The following is a 14,881-nucleotide window of genomic DNA, read 5'->3' as shown; positions in this document are numbered from 1 at the left end:
GTCAGCGGACGCTGAACCCCCCAGGCACCACCGCACAGACAGGCCCCCCATGAGCGACCCGACACCACCCCCGGCCCGCGACCCCGTACGCGTCGGCATCGACGTCGGCGGAACCTTCACCGACGCCGTCGCCGTCAGCGCCACCACCTACGCCCTCCTGGGGCAGGTCAAGGTACCCACCAGCCACGACCACGCCGACGGCGTCGCCCACGGCATCATGACCGCCCTGGAACGGCTGCTCGACGACATCGGTGTGAGCGCCGACGACGTCGGCTTCCTCGCGCACGGCACCACCCAGGCCACCAACGCCCTGTTGGAGGGCGACGTCGCCACCATCGGGATCGTGGGGGTGGGCACCGGGTTCGACGCCCTGGCCAACCGGCGTCTGCGCTCCCTGAGCAAGCTGCGGCTCGACTCCGGCCATGCTCTGCCGGTCCGGTACGCCGCCCTGCGCGAACCCGAGAGCTCGGAGGCCGCGCTGGCCAGCGTCGACGCGGTCATCGCCGAGGGCGCGGAGGTGGTCGTGGCGGTCGAGCCCTTCAGCGTCGACGACCCCCGGGGCGAACGCGCCGTCCTGGAGGCCGCCGCCAGCCGTCACCTGCCCGCCACCGCCACCCACGAGATCACCCAGCTCTACGGCCTGGGCAAACGGGCCCGCACGGCGGCGCTCAACGCCGGGGTGATGCCCCGTATGCTCCTGACCGCCGACCTCGTCGAGAGCAGCATCCTCAGGGCAGGGGTGAGCGCCCCGCTGATGGTGATGCGGTGCGACGGCGGCGTGATGTCGCTTCCGGAGATGCGTCACCGCCCCCTGCTCACGGTCCTGTCCGGCCCCGCGGCCGGGGTCGCCGGGGCGCTCATGGGAGAGAAGGTCAGCGAGGGCGTCTTCCTGGAGACCGGCGGCACATCCACCGACATCAGCGTCATCCGGCGCGGTCGCGTCCAGATCCGCCACACCGAACTGGGCGGCAAGGAGACCTACCTCTCCGCCCTGGACGTGCGCACCGTCGGGATCGGCGGCGGCTCCCTGATCCGGATCAGCGGTACCGGGCCCGCCGGGGTCTCCCTGATCGACGTGGGCCCGCGCAGCGCCCACATCTCCGGCCTGCCCTACGCGTGTTTCGCCGAGCCCGCCGAGCTGGAGGGCGCGCGCCTCGTCACGATCAGGCCCCTGGAGGGCGATCCGGCCGACTACGCGGTCCTGGAGAGCGACGGAGGCCGGTTCGCGCTGACCGTCACCTGCGCCGCCAACGCCGCCGGACTGGTCCCCGAGGGCGACTACGCGCGTGCCGAGTCCGCCACCGCCCGTACGGCCCTGGAACCGCTGGCCGAGGCCTTGGGCACGGATGTGGAGGGCGCGGCCCGTCAGGTCCTGCACCGGGCGACCGACCGCGTGTCCGAGGTCGTGGACGCCCTCGTGGACGACTACGGCCTGGACCGCGACGTGTGCTCGATGGTCGGCGGTGGCGGAGGTGCGGCCACCGTCACCCCCTACCTGGGCGAACGCATGAGACTGAACGCACGCATCGCCGCGCACAGCGAGGTCATCAGCCCGCTGGGGGTGGCCCTGGCACTGGTCCGCGAATCGGTGGAGCGCATCATCCCCGGCGCCACCCACGCCGACGTCCTGGCGGTACGGGCCGAGGCCGAGCAGGCCGTCCTGGACCAGGGCGCCGACCCGAGCGCCATCGAGGTGGACGTCACCGTCGACCCCCAGCGCAACCTGGTCACCGCCGTGGCCACCGGCGCCACCGAACTACGTGCCAAGGACCGCTCCTCGGTGGCAGGCGAGGCCGCCACCCGCGCCGCCGTCGCCGCCAGCCTGGACGCGCGTCCCGAGGAGCTCACCGAGTACGCCGCCACCGACCAGTACCGGGTCCTGGGCCTGGTCCGTCGCCCCGGTGGCCCGTTCGGCCGCTTCGGCCGGGAACGCACCCACGTGCGCGTGGTCGACTCCGAAGGGGTGGTGCGCCTGCACAGCTCCGACGCCGAGGTGGACACCCTCGTCGCCGGTCAGGCCGAGGGCGGGCTCAAGGACCTGGTGGCCGAACGCACCGTCTATGGCGACGGCGGCGCCGTGCCGCCCGCGGTGTGGCTGCTGCTCGGCCCCAAGCTGGCCGACCTGTCCGGGGTGATGGACTCCGGACACCTGCTGGCGCTGGCCGCGACGGAGATCGCCCGACGCGGCCCGGAGGAGAAGGTCGTCGTCCTCATGGAGCGGCGCCGATGAACACCCCGACGCCACCCACACCACCGCACAAGGGCAGTCTGCGGGAACGCTACGCGCGCATCGCCGACCAGAGCGAGGAGGAGCTGGCGGCCGACCTGCTCTCCCTCACCCCCACGCACGGCGGACGCGACCGCGAACAGCTCCGCGGCTGGGCCGCCACCGCCCTGGAGTTCGGCCGCGCGATGGCCGACTCCCGTGGCGGAACCTGGGCACCGCCTGAACCGCGGATCACCGAGAGGGAGCGGGGCGGAGTCAGCTCCCGCGAGGTCCTGCTGGCCGAGTACCTCCACCGAGGGGCCCGCTCCCAGGTGGTCGTCTACACCGACGCCCTCACCTTCGCCCAACGCGTCGCCCGGGCCGCGGGGTGGAGCGAGGACTACACCCGCGACGCCGTACGGCAGGCCGCACTCGCCCACGAGGAGGCCCACCGCATGCTGCACGGCGAACTCGGCCGGGAGCTGCGCCGCCAAATCGACCACACAGCCCTGCGCTTCGGCCCGCTGCGCCTGCGCGGCCACGTGGTCGGCGCCGACGAGATCACCGCGCACGCCTACGCCCACCGCCGCTGCTCGCTGCGCCGCAGCCCGCTGGCGCTCACCGCGGCCATCGCCGCGGCCCTCACCCACCGGAGTCCGCACCCACCGGGCTCCCGCACCACCCCCGGAGACCGCCCGTGACCGCCTTCGGAATCCTGCTCGCCATGGCGGTGGGTGTCGGCCTGATGCTGACCCGCCGCCTGCCCACCGCATTCGCCCTCGTCCTGCTGTCCGTGGCCATCGCGCTGATCGCCGGAGCGCCGCTCACCGGGGAGGAGGACAGCGTGGTCGGGACCGTCCTGCAAGAGGGCGCCCCGCGACTGTCGGCGACCATGATCGCCATCCTCCTGGGCAGTTGGCTCGGCACCCTGATGTCCGAGACCGGCATCGCCTCCACCCTGGTCCGCAAGATCGTGGAGTTCGGCGGCGAACGCCCCTCGGTCGTGGCCGTCGGGGTCTTCTTCATCGCGATCCTGTGCGGCAGCATCACCGGTTCCGCCCCCGCCGCGATGCTCGCCGGGGTGGTGGGCATCCCGGCGATGATCGCGGTCGGGGTCACCCCCACCGTCGCGGCCGGGACCGTGCTGGTGGGTATCACCGCCGGCGTGCCGCTGGAGCTGATCAACTGGCAGTTCCTCTCCGACGCCATCGGTGTTCCGGTCTCCACCGTCCAGTACTTCCAGCTGCGTCTGTTCCCGATCGCCCTGGCCGGAGGCCTGGCCTACATCCTGATCGAGATGCGCCGCAAGGGTGCCCGGCACACCTGGGCGGTACGCGTTCCAGCTTCGGCAGGAGGCGGCGGCGCGGACCAGCCCGTCAGCCGACGGGAGAAGGCGGCCGAGCGCCGACGCCGTCGCGGTGACGCCCCCTGGTACGCGCTGGTCACTCCGCTCGTGCCGATCGTGCTGGCGCTGGGGTTCGAGATCCCCATCATCCCGTCGCTGCTGGCCGGTGTGGTCTTCGCCCTGTTCACCGCCGTCCCCTGGCGGGAGATGACCGCCACAGCGCTGCGCACCCTCTACCAGGCCTTCGACGTGGCGGCCCCGCCGATCGTGCTGTTCATCGCGATCGGCATGCTCCTGGCAGCAGTGGGCCTGCCCGGCGCGGTCACCGCGCTCAGCCCGGTCGTCACCGCGGTCAGCCCGAGCAACCCCTGGCTGTTCGTCCTGGTCTTCGCGCTGATGGTCCCGCTGAGTCTGTACCGCGGACCGATGAACATCTTCGGCCTGGGCGCGGGCGTGGCAGGCGTGCTCATCTCGGGCAACATCTACCCTGCGGCGGCGGTCCTGGGCCTGATGGCCTCCTACGGGCAGGTGCTGGGCGTCTCCGACCCCACGAGCACACAGACCGTGTGGGCCTCGCAGTACGCGGGGATCCGACCCGAGCGCTCCATGCTCTCCACCCTGCCCTACACCTGGGTGATCGCCGTGGCGGGGCTGGTCCTGGTGGTCTTCCTCTACCTGCTCTGACCCGCGGGAAAAAGGGCAAGGGGGTGGTGGGACCGCTGCGGTCCCACCACCCCCTCGGGGTCAGCCCGCAGGTCAGCCCCAGAAACCGAAACTGAACAACAGGAAGTTGGTGGCGGCCATGGCCGCCAGCGCCAACACCGCGCCCACCACGAACGACGTCCGCAGCGAGCGGATCAGGTACTCCAGGGACACCATGTTGTTGAGCAGGAAGTAGCCCAGCATCATCGCGTGGAGGAACCCGTCCACGCTCCACGGCTCGAAGTAGAAGACCGTCCCGGTCCACATGTCGGCCTCGGCCGTGAACCACGCCCAGGCCAGCGACGCCCCGTACCCCAGGGGGATCTGGATCAGCGGGATGATCATCAGCGGCAGCAGCTTCACGAAGCCCCACAGCCCCGGCTGGTCGGCGCGGCGCGCCTCGGCCTGGGCCCGGCGGGCGGCGTCCTGCTCGGCCCGCATCCGGTCGCGGTGGGCGCGCTCGGCCTCCTGGCGGCGCCGCTGCTCCTCCTGCTGTTCCTGGGACCGGCGCTGCTGCTCCTGCCGCTGGCGCTGCTGCTCCATCTGTCGCTGACGCTGCTGCTCCGCCTGGCGGTACTGGCCGTCCTGCTGCTGACGGGGGTCGGTGCGCTGGTCGCGGCGCCCGCCGTAGAGGTCCGCGTAGGGGTCCTCCTCGCTCGGTCCGCCCTGGCCACCCTGACCGTACTGCTGGGTCTGCTGGTGCTGCTGCGTCGGCTGGAACTGGGCCGTGGGCGGGACCTGGCCGGGCTGGCCCGGCGCCTGGGTCCCAGGGAAGCCGGCAGTGGGTTGGTGGGGAGCGCCCGGCTGGTTGCCCAGCACCGAGGTCGCGCCCGCCGAGGGGTCCTGGGTGCCGTACCCGCCCGACGGCGCCACCTGCGTGGAATGGTCGTCCCCGAAGGCGCCCGCCGCGGCGGCTCCGGCCACCGCTCCGGCCGCGCCGCCAAGCGCGGCGGCCCCGCCCGCGCCGAGGGCCTCGGTCCGCTGGTGGCCGCCGGTCGCGCCGGGATCGCCCGCCGAGGTCGCCAGGGCCTTGTTGACCTTGGCCACCTGCTCCTGCACACCCATCATCACCGCCGGGGGGAGCCAGGAGGACCCGGCGTGCACGTCACCCAGGTAGTCGAGGATCTCGCCCGGTCCCGGCCGCCCCCGCACGTCCTTGGACAGGCAGGCCGCGATCAGGTGGCGCAGCGACTCCGGGACGGCGGACAGGTCCGGTTCCCGGCTGATGATGCGCATGACCATCGTGGGCATGTTGCCCTCGCCGAACGGCCCGGTCCCAGCGGCCGCGAAGGCCAGCACCGCGCCATAGGCGAACAGGTCGCTGGCGGGGGTGAGTTCGGAGCCCTGCACCTGCTCGGGGCTCATGAACCCCGGCGTGCCGATCACCGACTGGGTCGCGGCGGTGCCGTCGGTGGCCCGCGCGATACCGAAGTCGATCACCCGGGGCCCGTCCTCCGACAGGAGCACGTTGCCGGGCTTGAGGTCGCGGTGGATCAGCCCGACCCGGTGGATCTCCGCCAACGCCTCGGCCAGACCCGCCGCCAGGACCCGTACGCTCGCCTCGGGCAGCGGGCCGTGGGCCTGCACCGCCTCGTCAAGGGGAAGCGAGGGCACGTAGGAGGTCACCAGCCAGGGCACCTCGTCGTCGGGCCCGGCGTCGATGACCGGGGCGGTGAACGCCCCGCTGACCTGACGCGCAGCGGTGACCTCGCGGGCGAACCTCTGCCGGAAGGAGGGGTCGCTGGCCAGGTGCGGGTGGATGCGCTTGATCGCGACCGCTCGGCCGCCGGCCGAGCGCCCGAAGAACACCTGACCCATGCCACCGGCGCCCAGGCGACCGATCAGCCGGTACCGACCGACCCGCTCCGGATCAGAGTTCTCTAGCGGCCCCAACGTCCTCAACCTCCGGCTCTGCGGCGTCTTCCTACCGAACGGGGCCCCAGTCTAGGCCTTGGCCGCCCCCGCCCGACCACCGTCACGATGTGTGATCCGCCCCGGTGCCCCGGGGTTCGCGCGAACCCGCAGGAGGGAGCCGGGGGACCCGCGCGGAGAACGACGGGAACGGAGTGAACGAGCGGCCCCCGGGGCGCGGTTCCCACCTGGCCACAGACGGCCAACTCCCGCGTTCGCCCCGGGTACGGGGGCCGGGAGGCCTAGGCTCGGAGGGTCACCGAGAGGAGCCATCAAGCATGCGGACACTCGACACCCTCCGTATCGACGCCCAGCTCCGCCTGGCCCACGGCGTGTCGTGGCTCACCGCCCAGCGCGGCGACCACCCCAGCCGCCTCCTGCACTGGCCCTGGCGGCAGAACCCCTACCCGACCTACCGCAGGATGCGCGAAGAGGGCCCGGTGGTCTCCAGCAGGCTCGGGTTCAGTGCCGCCACCACCCGGGCCGCCGTGGACGAGATCCTGCGCTCGCGCGACTTCGGCGTGGAGCCGCCCGAGGGCGTCGAGGTACCCGACCAGCACCGCGCCGTCGACCTGTCCTTCCTCCAACTGGACCCGCCGGACCACACCCGGTTGCGCAAACTCGCCCGCCCGGCGTTCAGCCCGCGCCGCATGACCGAGTACCGCGCCGAGATCGAGAGGATCACCGCCGACCTCCTCGACGCGGTCCCGGCCCGCGACGGGTTCGACCTCATGCGCGACTTCGCCCAACCCCTGCCCATCAAGGTGATCAGCCGCCTGTTGGGAGTCCCCGAGCGCGACGACGCCGACTTCGTGCGGATCGGCTACGTGATCGGCGGGGCACTCGACGGGGCCAGCTCGGCGCGTCACCTGCGGGAGATCCAGGACGCGACGGCAGAATTGGACCAGTTGTTCGCTCGTCTGATGGCCGACCGCCGAGCCGAACCACGCGAGGACGTGGTCTCCACCCTGGTCAGGCAGACCGACGACGGGGAACTGACCGCCGCCGAGCTGACCGCGATGTGCCGTCTGCTGCTGGTGGCCGGGTTCGAGACCACGGTGAACCTGATCGGGAACGGGGTGATGGCGCTGTTGCGCCACCGGGAGCAGTGGGAGCGGCTGGTCGCCGATCCCGCACTGGCCACCGGGGCCGTGGAGGAGGTCCTGCGCTTCGACTCGCCGGTCCAGCTCACCGGACGCTGGTCCCGGACGGACACCGAGGTCCAGGGGATCCCGGTAGGGGCCGGAGAACAGATCATGTGCCTGATCGGATCGGCCAACCGGGACCCGGGGCACTTCACCGACCCCGACCGGTTCGACATCACCCGGGCCGACGCCGCTGAGCACCTGTCCTTCTCCGGTGGGGCCCACTACTGTCTGGGCGCTCCACTGGCCCGGCTGGAGGGCGAGATCGCGCTGCGCGCGCTGGCGGAGCGGGCTCCCGGGCTACGGCCCACCGCGATGCCCACCCGGCGGGGCACGCTGACCGTGCGGGCCCTGTCCGAGTTCCCGGTGTCCACCGGGAGCCGGTAGAGGGTGGGGACCGACGGGGTTCGGGGGGCCGTCCGGAACGGCTGGCGTTCGGCCACGCGCGGAAGGGGTGTCCTGCTTTCGGCGGGAGCGGTCTGCGTGGTGGTCTTCCTGGTGGTCGCGGTTCTGGCGTTGGTCCTCCCCGGCCCCGTCCGGGAGCCGTCGAGTGAACTCCCGGCCCTGGCGGGTTCGCACGGGATCGAGCTGGGCGTGGCCGTGGCCGTGAACCCGTTGACCCACGAAACCGAGTACCGGGACGTGGTGACCGACCACTACACGTCGGTGACGGCCGAGAACACCATGAAGTGGCAGTACGTCCAGCCCGAGCGCGGCACCTTCGACTGGAGCGGGCCCGACGCGGTGGTGGGTTTCGCCGAGGACCACGGGCTGTCGGTGCGGGGGCACACGCTGCTGTGGCACAACCAGCTGCCGGCCTGGCTGGCGCAGGGGTCCTTCGACCCCGACGATCTGCGCGAGGTGATGAGGGAGCACTTCGGCGCGGTGATGGGCCGCTACCAGGGGCGGGTCGCCTCATGGGACGTGGTCAACGAACCCTTCGAGGACGGCTCCCCACAGCTGCGCGAGAACCTCTGGCACCAGACACTGGGCGAGGACTACGTCGCCGAGGCGCTGCGGGCGGCGCACGACGCCGACCCCGAGGCGAAGCTCTACATCAACGAGTTCGGGGTGGAGGGCAGCGGCGCCAAGGCCGACGCCCTGTACGAGCTCGCCTCGGACCTGCTGGACCAGGGCGTGCCGCTGCACGGGATCGGGTTCCAGGGCCACTTCGTGCACGGGGACGTGCCCGAGGACCTGGCCGAGAACATGCGGCGCTTCGCCGACCTGGGCCTGGACGTGGAGATCAGCGAACTGGACGTGCGCGTCCCCGAACCGGCCAGCGACCAGGACCTCTCGGCCCAGGCCGACGAGTACCGGCACGTCCTGGAGTCCTGCCTGGCGGTTTCGCGCTGCGTGGGCGTGACCGTGTGGGGAGTGAGCGACGCGCACTCGTGGATCCCCGAGTGGTTCCCGGGGTACACGGCCGCGCTTCCCTTCGACGACGACCACGCTCCCAAGCCCGCGCTGGCCGGTATGGTCGAGGCCCTCCGCCGAGGCCGTCGGGCCCATGGGCGGGCTCGCGGGAAGGTGACGGTGTTCGGTATGCGTTAGGCACGTGCCCCGCCGACACTCCTTCGTCATGCCCGAACACGACGACGAAGGAGACCGGGACCATGGACGAGACCACTCCCCCGATCCCCGTTCCGCCAGCGCTCGCCGCGACGCTCGACGGGTTCTTCGGCCCCGCGTGGGCCCGGGACCTGCCCCGGTTGGCCGCCCGCCAGTGCGACCGGTGGGGGCTGCGACCCACGGGGGCACCCATGCACGGCGCCGTGGCGCTCGTCGTCCCGGTGGAGCGGGCGGACGGTTCCCCGGCCGTGCTCAAGGTACAGCCGGTGGACGAGGAGACCGAGGGCGAACCCGTGGCGCTGCGCGCCTGGGGCGGCGACGGCGCGGTGCGGCTGTTGGACCACGACTCCGGCACCGGGGCGATGCTGTTGGAGGCGCTGGACCCTACCCGGCGGCTGGACACCGTGCCCCTGGACGAGGCGCTGGGGGTGATCGGCTCCCTGCTGGGCCGACTCGGTGCCCGACCCGGGCCGCCCGGGACGCGCGACCTGGGGACGATGGCGCTGCGTATGGCGCGCGACGCCGAAGCCGTGGTCGGCTCCGAGCGTGTCCGGGCGCGGACCCGGGCGCGCCTCGGACGGTGGGCGGGGCTCGCCCGGGAGCTGGCCACCGAACCGGGCGACCGGCTGCTCCACTGGGATCTGCACTACGGGAACGTGCTGGCGCCGCTGCCCGGTTCGGGTCGGGGGCCGTGGCTGGCCATCGACCCCAAACCGCTGGTGGGCGACTCGGGCTTCGAGCTGCTGCCCGCGCTGCGCAACCGGTGGGAGGAGGCCGAGGCCACCGGCGACGCGGTCCGGGAGACCCGGCGCCGCTTCGACCTGCTGACCGAGGTGGCGGGGCTGGACCGGGAACGGGCCCGCGCCTGGACGCTGGTGCGGGTCCTGGAGGACACCCTCTGGGAGATCGAGGACGGCGCGGCGCAGATGTCCGGGTTCCAGGTCGCGGTGGCGCGGGCCCTGGACACCTGACCCGCCAGGTTCACGGCCGCCGGAGGTCCACTCCCAGGCGGGAGCCGATCCGCCGGGCCACAGCCCCTCCAGGGGCGCGACGACGTGGGCGCGGCCGAGTTCGCGCCTGCCGCCGAACTCGACCCTGTGGGCCACCGGGCGGAGGGCCTCGATCCCCTCGGTGCACAGCGCGGTGCTGTTCGGACCGTCGAGCGCCTCAACTGGACGGGACGGGGGCGACGCCCACCAGGTCCGCCTCTCCCCTCGGCGCGGACCACTGCGCGGGCGCGCCCGAGGCGGCCCGGCGGTGTTCGGTGGGCGTGGTGCCGCGCAGCCGTTTGAAGGCCGCGCTCAGGGCGAAGGCGTTGGAGTAGCCGACCCTGCGCGCGATCGCCTCCACGGTGGTCTCGGACTCGCGGAGCAGGTCGGCGGCCCGCCCCACCCGCCAGTCGGCCAGGTAGGTCATGGGCGGGACTCCCACCAGCGCGCGGAAGTCGCGGGCCAGGGTGGCGCGGGAGACCCCGCAGTGTTCGGCCAGCAGGGCCACGGTCCAGGGGCGGTCCGGGCGGTTGTGCATCAGGCGCAGCGCCTGGCCCACCACCGGGTCGTCCATCGCGGTGTACCAGGCGGGCGGACGGGCACCGGGGCGGTCGAACCACGCGCGCAGCATGGTGATCAGGGCCAGGTCGAGCAGGCGGTCCAGGACGAGTTGCTGGCCGGGGGCGGGACAGCCGATCTCGGCGGTGATCAGCTCTCGGAGCCAGTCGTGGCACTCGTCGCCCGGGACGACCAGGACCGGCGGCAGGGCGCAGACCAGACGTTGGCTGAGGTCGCCGGAGACCTCGTAGTAGCCGCTGAGCAGCAGGTCCGGGGACTCCGAGGATTCGCCGTAGGTGCGCAGCCCCTGGCTGGCCTCCTCGGTCAGGGCGGCGCCGTCCGGCCCCAGGCAGGTGTCGCGGTCCAGGACCGTGCAGGTGACGGGGGCGTCGGCGGGGTGGGCGACGGTGTGGGGACCGGGGGCGCGCAGGATGGCGGTGTCCCCGGCGGCCAGTTCGAGCGGCTCACCGTGCTCCGGGACGATCCAGGCCCCTCCTCGCACCATGGTGACCAGTGTGAGCGGTGAGCTGTGGGCGAAGCGCACAGCCCAGGGCGGATTCATGACCGACCTGCTGAAGAGCGCCCCTCGGGCGCGGACCCCGTCCAGGAGGTCCGAGAGTGCGTCCATACCCGCAAGCGTAGACGATGGAATATCCGCTTGAGCTTCTGGACCATGGATCGTCTCAGATCATCGGGGTTGAATCAGGGGCATGACAGAGCACACGACACAACAGACGACACGTCCGGTCCTGGTGACCGGAGCGACGGGGATGACCGGCAGTCGGGTCCTGGCCCGGTTGCGGGAACGGGGCGTGGCCGTTCGGGCGGCCTCCCGTTCCTCCGAGTGGGGGTTCGACTGGAGCGATCCGTCGACCTGGGACCGGGTCCTGCGCGGAGCCGGGGCGGTGTACCTGGTGCAGAACGACCTGGACCCGCGCGCTCCGGAGTTCGTTGAGCGCGCGGTCGCGCTCGGGGTGGAGCGGGTCGTCCAGCTGTCGGCGCGTGGCGTCGACGGGCCGAACTACTTCGAGTATCTGAACGACACCCCCGCGCACCTGGTGGGAGAGCGGGCGGTGAGGGCCAGCGGCCTGGAGTGGACGATCCTGCGTCCGGGCTGGTTCTCACAGAACTTCAGCGAGGGACTGCTCTCGGACGGGGTGCGCTCCGGGGTGCTGCGGCTGCCCACCGCCGACGGGGCGACCACCTGGATCGACACCGAGGACATCGCTGCCGTCGCGGTCGCGGCCCTCACCGAGTCGGGCCACCACGGACGTACCTACGAGCTGGGCGGACCCCGGGCGCTGAACCTGTCGGAGGTGGCGGCCGAGATCTCCCAGGCACTGGGCCGCACCATCCGCTACGAACCGGTGTCCGAGAAGGAGTACGCGAGCGGCCTCCTGGCGCAGGGCTGGTCCGAGGCGGGGACCGATGACATGGTCATGGCGCTCTCGGCCATCCGGCGCGGCCTGGAGTCCACGTACGTCCCCGGTGTCCGTGAGGCGCTGGGGCGTGACCCGCGCGGCTTCTCGGACTACGTGGCCCGCACCTTCCACGAGGGCTGGGGGCTTTCCTGACGCGCTCCGCCCATGGGACGCACTCCGGGCACGGGGTCGCCGATCCCGACTACGTCCCGGTGGAGTCCGGGTCGGACGCGGACGCCTCACCGGCCATCCGGCCTCCGAGGCGTCCGTGCGCGACAGCGGGGTGGGGCGGAAGATCCCGCGTCCCGGGTGGTTGTCTCCCCCATCCCGCGCGGCACGGAACGCCCACCTCTCCCCCGGCGCCCGGGAGGCGCTGGGGCGCGAGTCACGTTCTTTCGAGGAGTTCGCGGGGGACGCGGTGCGGGGCATGGGAGAGGTGAGACGAAGCGCCAGCTTTACGATGTAGATTCTTAACGGCGCCCCGTTCCGCGGGAGTCCTCCTCGCGGGGTGGGGTCGCCGCTTGGTGCCTAGTCCGTGACGGTGATGCCCAGCGACCCCAGGATCATCCCGGCCTGGGCGGGACCGATGGTGGCGCCGCGCAGGAAACCGGCCTGCTGGAGCTCCAACTCCCCCAGGTCCACCCCGCGCAGGTCCGCCCCGGTGAACCGGGCGTTGACCAGATTGGCCCCGCGCAGCCGCGACTCCACCCACACCGTCTCGCGCAGGTCCGCCGAGGCCAGGTCCACCTCGTCCATGCGCAGACCCTCCAGGGTCTGACCGCGAAGGACCAGCCCCTTGCAGCGGGCCAGCATCAGGTTGCACTGGGCGAAGGAGTAGCCGATCCCCCGCAGCGAGTTGAGCCCCGCGCCGGTCAGCCTGCACCCCGTGAAGACGGTGTCGGTGAGCAGCGCGCCCTGCCAGCGGGTGTTGGCCAGGTCCATGCGCTCGAAGCGGGTGTCCGTGCACTCGGTGTTCGCGAAGGAGGCACCAGGGGCCCCTCCCCCGGTGAACACCGCCCCCTCCAGGACGGCGCGGTCCAGACGGGCCCCGTCCAGGCGGCAGTCGACGAACCGCGCGTCCACCAGGTGGGCGTCGCGCAGGTCGGCGCCGCTGAGGTCGCAGCGGGTCAGGACGCGCGGGGCGCCCGGGTCCTTGGACAGGGCGTCGCGCAGGTCGTGTTCGGACAGGTCGGCGTCGGTGGTCTCGGACTGCCCGAGAAGGTCGGTGCTCACGCTCCGGACTCTAACGTTCACCACCGACAACGGGCGCCCGTGTCGGAGCACTCAGTCGCGCAGTTTGAGTGCAAGGAACAGGTCGACCCGGTGCTCCAGACTGCTGAGGTCGCGGCCGGTGAGTTCCTCGACCCGGCCGATCCGGTACCGCAGGGTGTTGACGTGGACGTGCATGGAGGCGGCGCAGCGCTGCCAGGAACCCGAGTGGGACAGGAACTGCTCCAGGGTCTCCACGAGCTCGGACCGGTGGTCGCGGTCGTACTCCAACAGAGGTCCCAGCAGTCGCTCGCGGTAGGAGGTCTGCACCTCCTCGGGCACCGAGGCCAGCAGGAGTTCGTGTGAGTCGATCTCGGCCCCGGCGATCACCCGGGAGCGCCCGCCCCGCAGCTCCGCGAGGCGGCGGGCGTGGCGGGCCTCCACGGCGGCGCCGCGCAGCTCGGCCACGCCTTGGGAGGCCGAGCTCAGCCCCACGGCCAACCGGTAGTCGAGCAGCCCTCCGTCCAGGACGCGGGCCCGGTGGACCAGTTCGGACCGGATGGCCTCGGCCCTGGCGCGGGCCTGCTCCTCGGGGCCCTCCACGGGGACCACGGCGAGGGCGTCGTTGTCCCCGGTGACCACGGCTCCGGGGTGGTCGGCCACGAGTTCGGCGACCACGCGGCGCGCCAGGTCGGGCACGCGCGGCTCGGGGAGCATCATGGCACTGACCACGACGTGCACGCGGTCGTCGGGCTCGGGGGCCCTCTCCTCACCGGTGCCGCGCATCAGGGCGGTGACCTCGTCGAAGCGCTGGGCCGCCAGGAGCCGGGGCAACCCCTCGAGGTGCCGCGCGGTGGTGAGGGAGCGTTCCTCGTCGCGGCTGCGGGCCAGGACGCTGACGGAGACGAGTTCGGCGACCGCCTCGTGTTCCTCCTCGCTCCAGGACTCATGGTCGCCGGTGCACACGAGCAGCCAGTTGGAGAGCGGGTGCGACTCCTTGGTCCGGATGGGGACGACTGTCAGGGCGCGGCCCTGCCCGCCCGCGGAGCCCCGGGTGGTGTGCGGGAAGGACGACCAGGTCAGAGCCTTGGCCGCGAGGTCCTCGCGCTCCTCGGATGCCAGGGCCCCACCGGAGGAGGCGACCTGCCGACCGCTCGCGGAGACCACCCACGCGGTGACCCCGGCCTGCCGGGCGGCGGACGCGAAGGCGTCGGGGAAGTCGGCCCCCGAGGCGACCTCGGCCATCAGGCGGCGCTGGCGGTCCCGGGTCTCGGCGATCGTCGTGAAGCGGCGCTGGGTGAGGGAGCGCAGCACCTCCTCGGTGACCACGCCGAAGGAGGTCTCCGGGGGGATCTCCACGAGGGGGACGTCGTGGGCCGCGCAGGCGGCGACCAGGTCGTCGGGGACCTCTCCCAGGGCGGTGCCCGCCCCCACCGCCAGGGCCCCGGCGCCGACCACGGAGGCCACGAAGGTCTCGGAGTCCTCGGGGCGGGTCCGCCACATCATGCCGGTGAGGACGAGTTCCCCGCCACGCAGGTAGCGGGCGGGTTCGAGCAGGTCAGTGGTGTAGGCCCACCGGATGTCGCGGTGGGCGTGCTCGGCACCCGCCAGGAACCGCAGGTGCAGTCGCCTGACGGCGAGCAGCTCACTGATCTGCATGGGCTTCCCTCTGTCGGTCGGGTGGGGCGGCTTCCCCTGATGGTGGCTTCGTACCAGGACAGTGTGCCCCCGAACCAGGGCGTTCGACGACATCACCGGCGGTTCCGGGGTGTGACTCCGACACTGCTTGTAGGAAACGCCCAACTCCGCCCGTTCGTTCCGCG

At 72.6% G+C, this 14,881-nt stretch carries 11 protein-coding genes; 7 read left to right on the top strand and 4 right to left on the bottom strand.

Features of this window, described 5'->3' with window-relative positions; translation table 11 throughout:
* Positions 1-49: 49 nt before the first annotated feature.
* Genes KBX21_RS00740 through KBX21_RS00730 form a run of 3 tightly spaced genes read left to right on the top strand, consistent with a single transcriptional unit; the run spans position 50 to position 4,235 of the window.
* Positions 50-2,230 carry a hydantoinase/oxoprolinase family protein gene (locus KBX21_RS00740; RefSeq protein ID WP_210840663.1) on the top strand — a complete coding sequence of 727 codons (2,181 nt, stop codon included), beginning with the start codon at positions 50-52 and terminating at the stop codon, positions 2,228-2,230.
* Positions 2,227-2,907 (top strand): hypothetical protein, encoded by a 681-nt coding sequence (locus KBX21_RS00735; protein WP_210840662.1) that lies wholly within the window; start codon positions 2,227-2,229, stop codon positions 2,905-2,907. Before KBX21_RS00740 ends, KBX21_RS00735 begins: the two co-directional genes overlap by 4 nt.
* The gene (locus KBX21_RS00730; protein ID WP_049571730.1) at positions 2,904-4,235 is read left to right on the top strand and encodes a transporter; all 1,332 of its coding nucleotides are present in this window, start codon (positions 2,904-2,906) and stop codon (positions 4,233-4,235) included. Before KBX21_RS00735 ends, KBX21_RS00730 begins: the two co-directional genes overlap by 4 nt.
* Before the next feature lie 72 nt (positions 4,236-4,307).
* On the opposite strand, the gene KBX21_RS00725 is transcribed toward KBX21_RS00730, so the two are convergent.
* Entirely contained in the window at positions 4,308-6,146 is a 1,839-nt protein-coding gene (locus KBX21_RS00725; protein WP_210840661.1) for a serine/threonine-protein kinase, read from the bottom strand.
* Between the two features lie 296 nt (positions 6,147-6,442).
* On the opposite strand from KBX21_RS00725, the gene KBX21_RS00720 reads away from it, so the two are divergent.
* The 3 genes from KBX21_RS00720 (at position 6,443) to KBX21_RS00710 (ending at position 9,852) form a co-directional block, all read left to right on the top strand.
* Complete coding sequence (locus tag KBX21_RS00720) at positions 6,443-7,696, top strand: cytochrome P450 (protein WP_210840660.1); 1,254 nt, start codon at positions 6,443-6,445, stop codon at positions 7,694-7,696.
* A 96-nt stretch (positions 7,697-7,792) separates the two neighbouring features.
* Positions 7,793-8,863: an endo-1,4-beta-xylanase gene (locus tag KBX21_RS00715; RefSeq protein WP_307869120.1), complete on the top strand. Its 1,071-nt coding sequence runs from the start codon at positions 7,793-7,795 to the stop codon at positions 8,861-8,863.
* 62 nt (positions 8,864-8,925) lie between these two features.
* Positions 8,926-9,852 carry an aminoglycoside phosphotransferase family protein gene (locus KBX21_RS00710; protein ID WP_210840659.1) on the top strand — a complete coding sequence of 309 codons (927 nt, stop codon included), beginning with the start codon at positions 8,926-8,928 and terminating at the stop codon, positions 9,850-9,852.
* Positions 9,853-10,048: 196 nt separating this feature from the next.
* Here KBX21_RS00710 and KBX21_RS00705 read toward each other — a convergent pair whose 3' ends face one another.
* The gene (locus tag KBX21_RS00705) at positions 10,049-11,056 is read right to left on the bottom strand and encodes an AraC family transcriptional regulator (RefSeq protein WP_210840658.1); all 1,008 of its coding nucleotides are present in this window, start codon (positions 11,054-11,056) and stop codon (positions 10,049-10,051) included.
* Positions 11,057-11,138: 82 nt separating this feature from the next.
* Here KBX21_RS00705 and KBX21_RS00700 point away from each other — a divergent pair, with 82 nt between their 5' ends.
* Positions 11,139-12,002, top strand: coding sequence for an NAD(P)H-binding protein (locus KBX21_RS00700; RefSeq protein ID WP_210840657.1), 864 nt, complete (start codon positions 11,139-11,141; stop codon positions 12,000-12,002).
* Positions 12,003-12,377: 375 nt separating this feature from the next.
* Here the strand turns inward: KBX21_RS00700 and KBX21_RS00695 are convergent, their stop codons facing one another.
* Positions 12,378-13,082, bottom strand: a complete 705-nt coding sequence (locus KBX21_RS00695) for a pentapeptide repeat-containing protein (RefSeq protein ID WP_049571714.1) — start codon at positions 13,080-13,082, stop codon at positions 12,378-12,380.
* A gap of 51 nt (positions 13,083-13,133) precedes the next feature.
* Complete coding sequence (locus tag KBX21_RS00690) at positions 13,134-14,717, bottom strand: PucR family transcriptional regulator (RefSeq protein WP_210840656.1); 1,584 nt, start codon at positions 14,715-14,717, stop codon at positions 13,134-13,136.
* Between the last annotated feature and the right edge of the window lie 164 nt (positions 14,718-14,881).

The organism is Nocardiopsis sp. B62 (assembly GCF_018070675.1).
Classification (GTDB): domain Bacteria; phylum Actinomycetota; class Actinomycetes; order Streptosporangiales; family Streptosporangiaceae; genus Nocardiopsis; species Nocardiopsis prasina.
This window is presented reverse-complemented; position numbering and strand designations above follow the sequence as displayed.

What these genes read in the sequence shown, in the direction of transcription:
- KBX21_RS00740 (WP_210840663.1), top strand. Translation starts at nt 50, where the DNA reads ATGAGCGACCCGACACCACCCCCGGCCCGCGACCCCGTACGCGTCGGC.
- KBX21_RS00735 (WP_210840662.1), top strand. Translation starts at nt 2,227, where the DNA reads ATGAACACCCCGACGCCACCCACACCACCGCACAAGGGCAGTCTGCGG.
- KBX21_RS00720 (WP_210840660.1), top strand. Translation starts at nt 6,443, where the DNA reads ATGCGGACACTCGACACCCTCCGTATCGACGCCCAGCTCCGCCTGGCC.
- KBX21_RS00710 (WP_210840659.1), top strand. Translation starts at nt 8,926, where the DNA reads ATGGACGAGACCACTCCCCCGATCCCCGTTCCGCCAGCGCTCGCCGCG.
- KBX21_RS00705 (WP_210840658.1), bottom strand. Translation starts at nt 11,056, where the DNA reads ATGGACGCACTCTCGGACCTCCTGGACGGGGTCCGCGCCCGAGGGGCG.
- KBX21_RS00700 (WP_210840657.1), top strand. Translation starts at nt 11,139, where the DNA reads ATGACAGAGCACACGACACAACAGACGACACGTCCGGTCCTGGTGACC.
- KBX21_RS00690 (WP_210840656.1), bottom strand. Translation starts at nt 14,717, where the DNA reads ATGCAGATCAGTGAGCTGCTCGCCGTCAGGCGACTGCACCTGCGGTTC.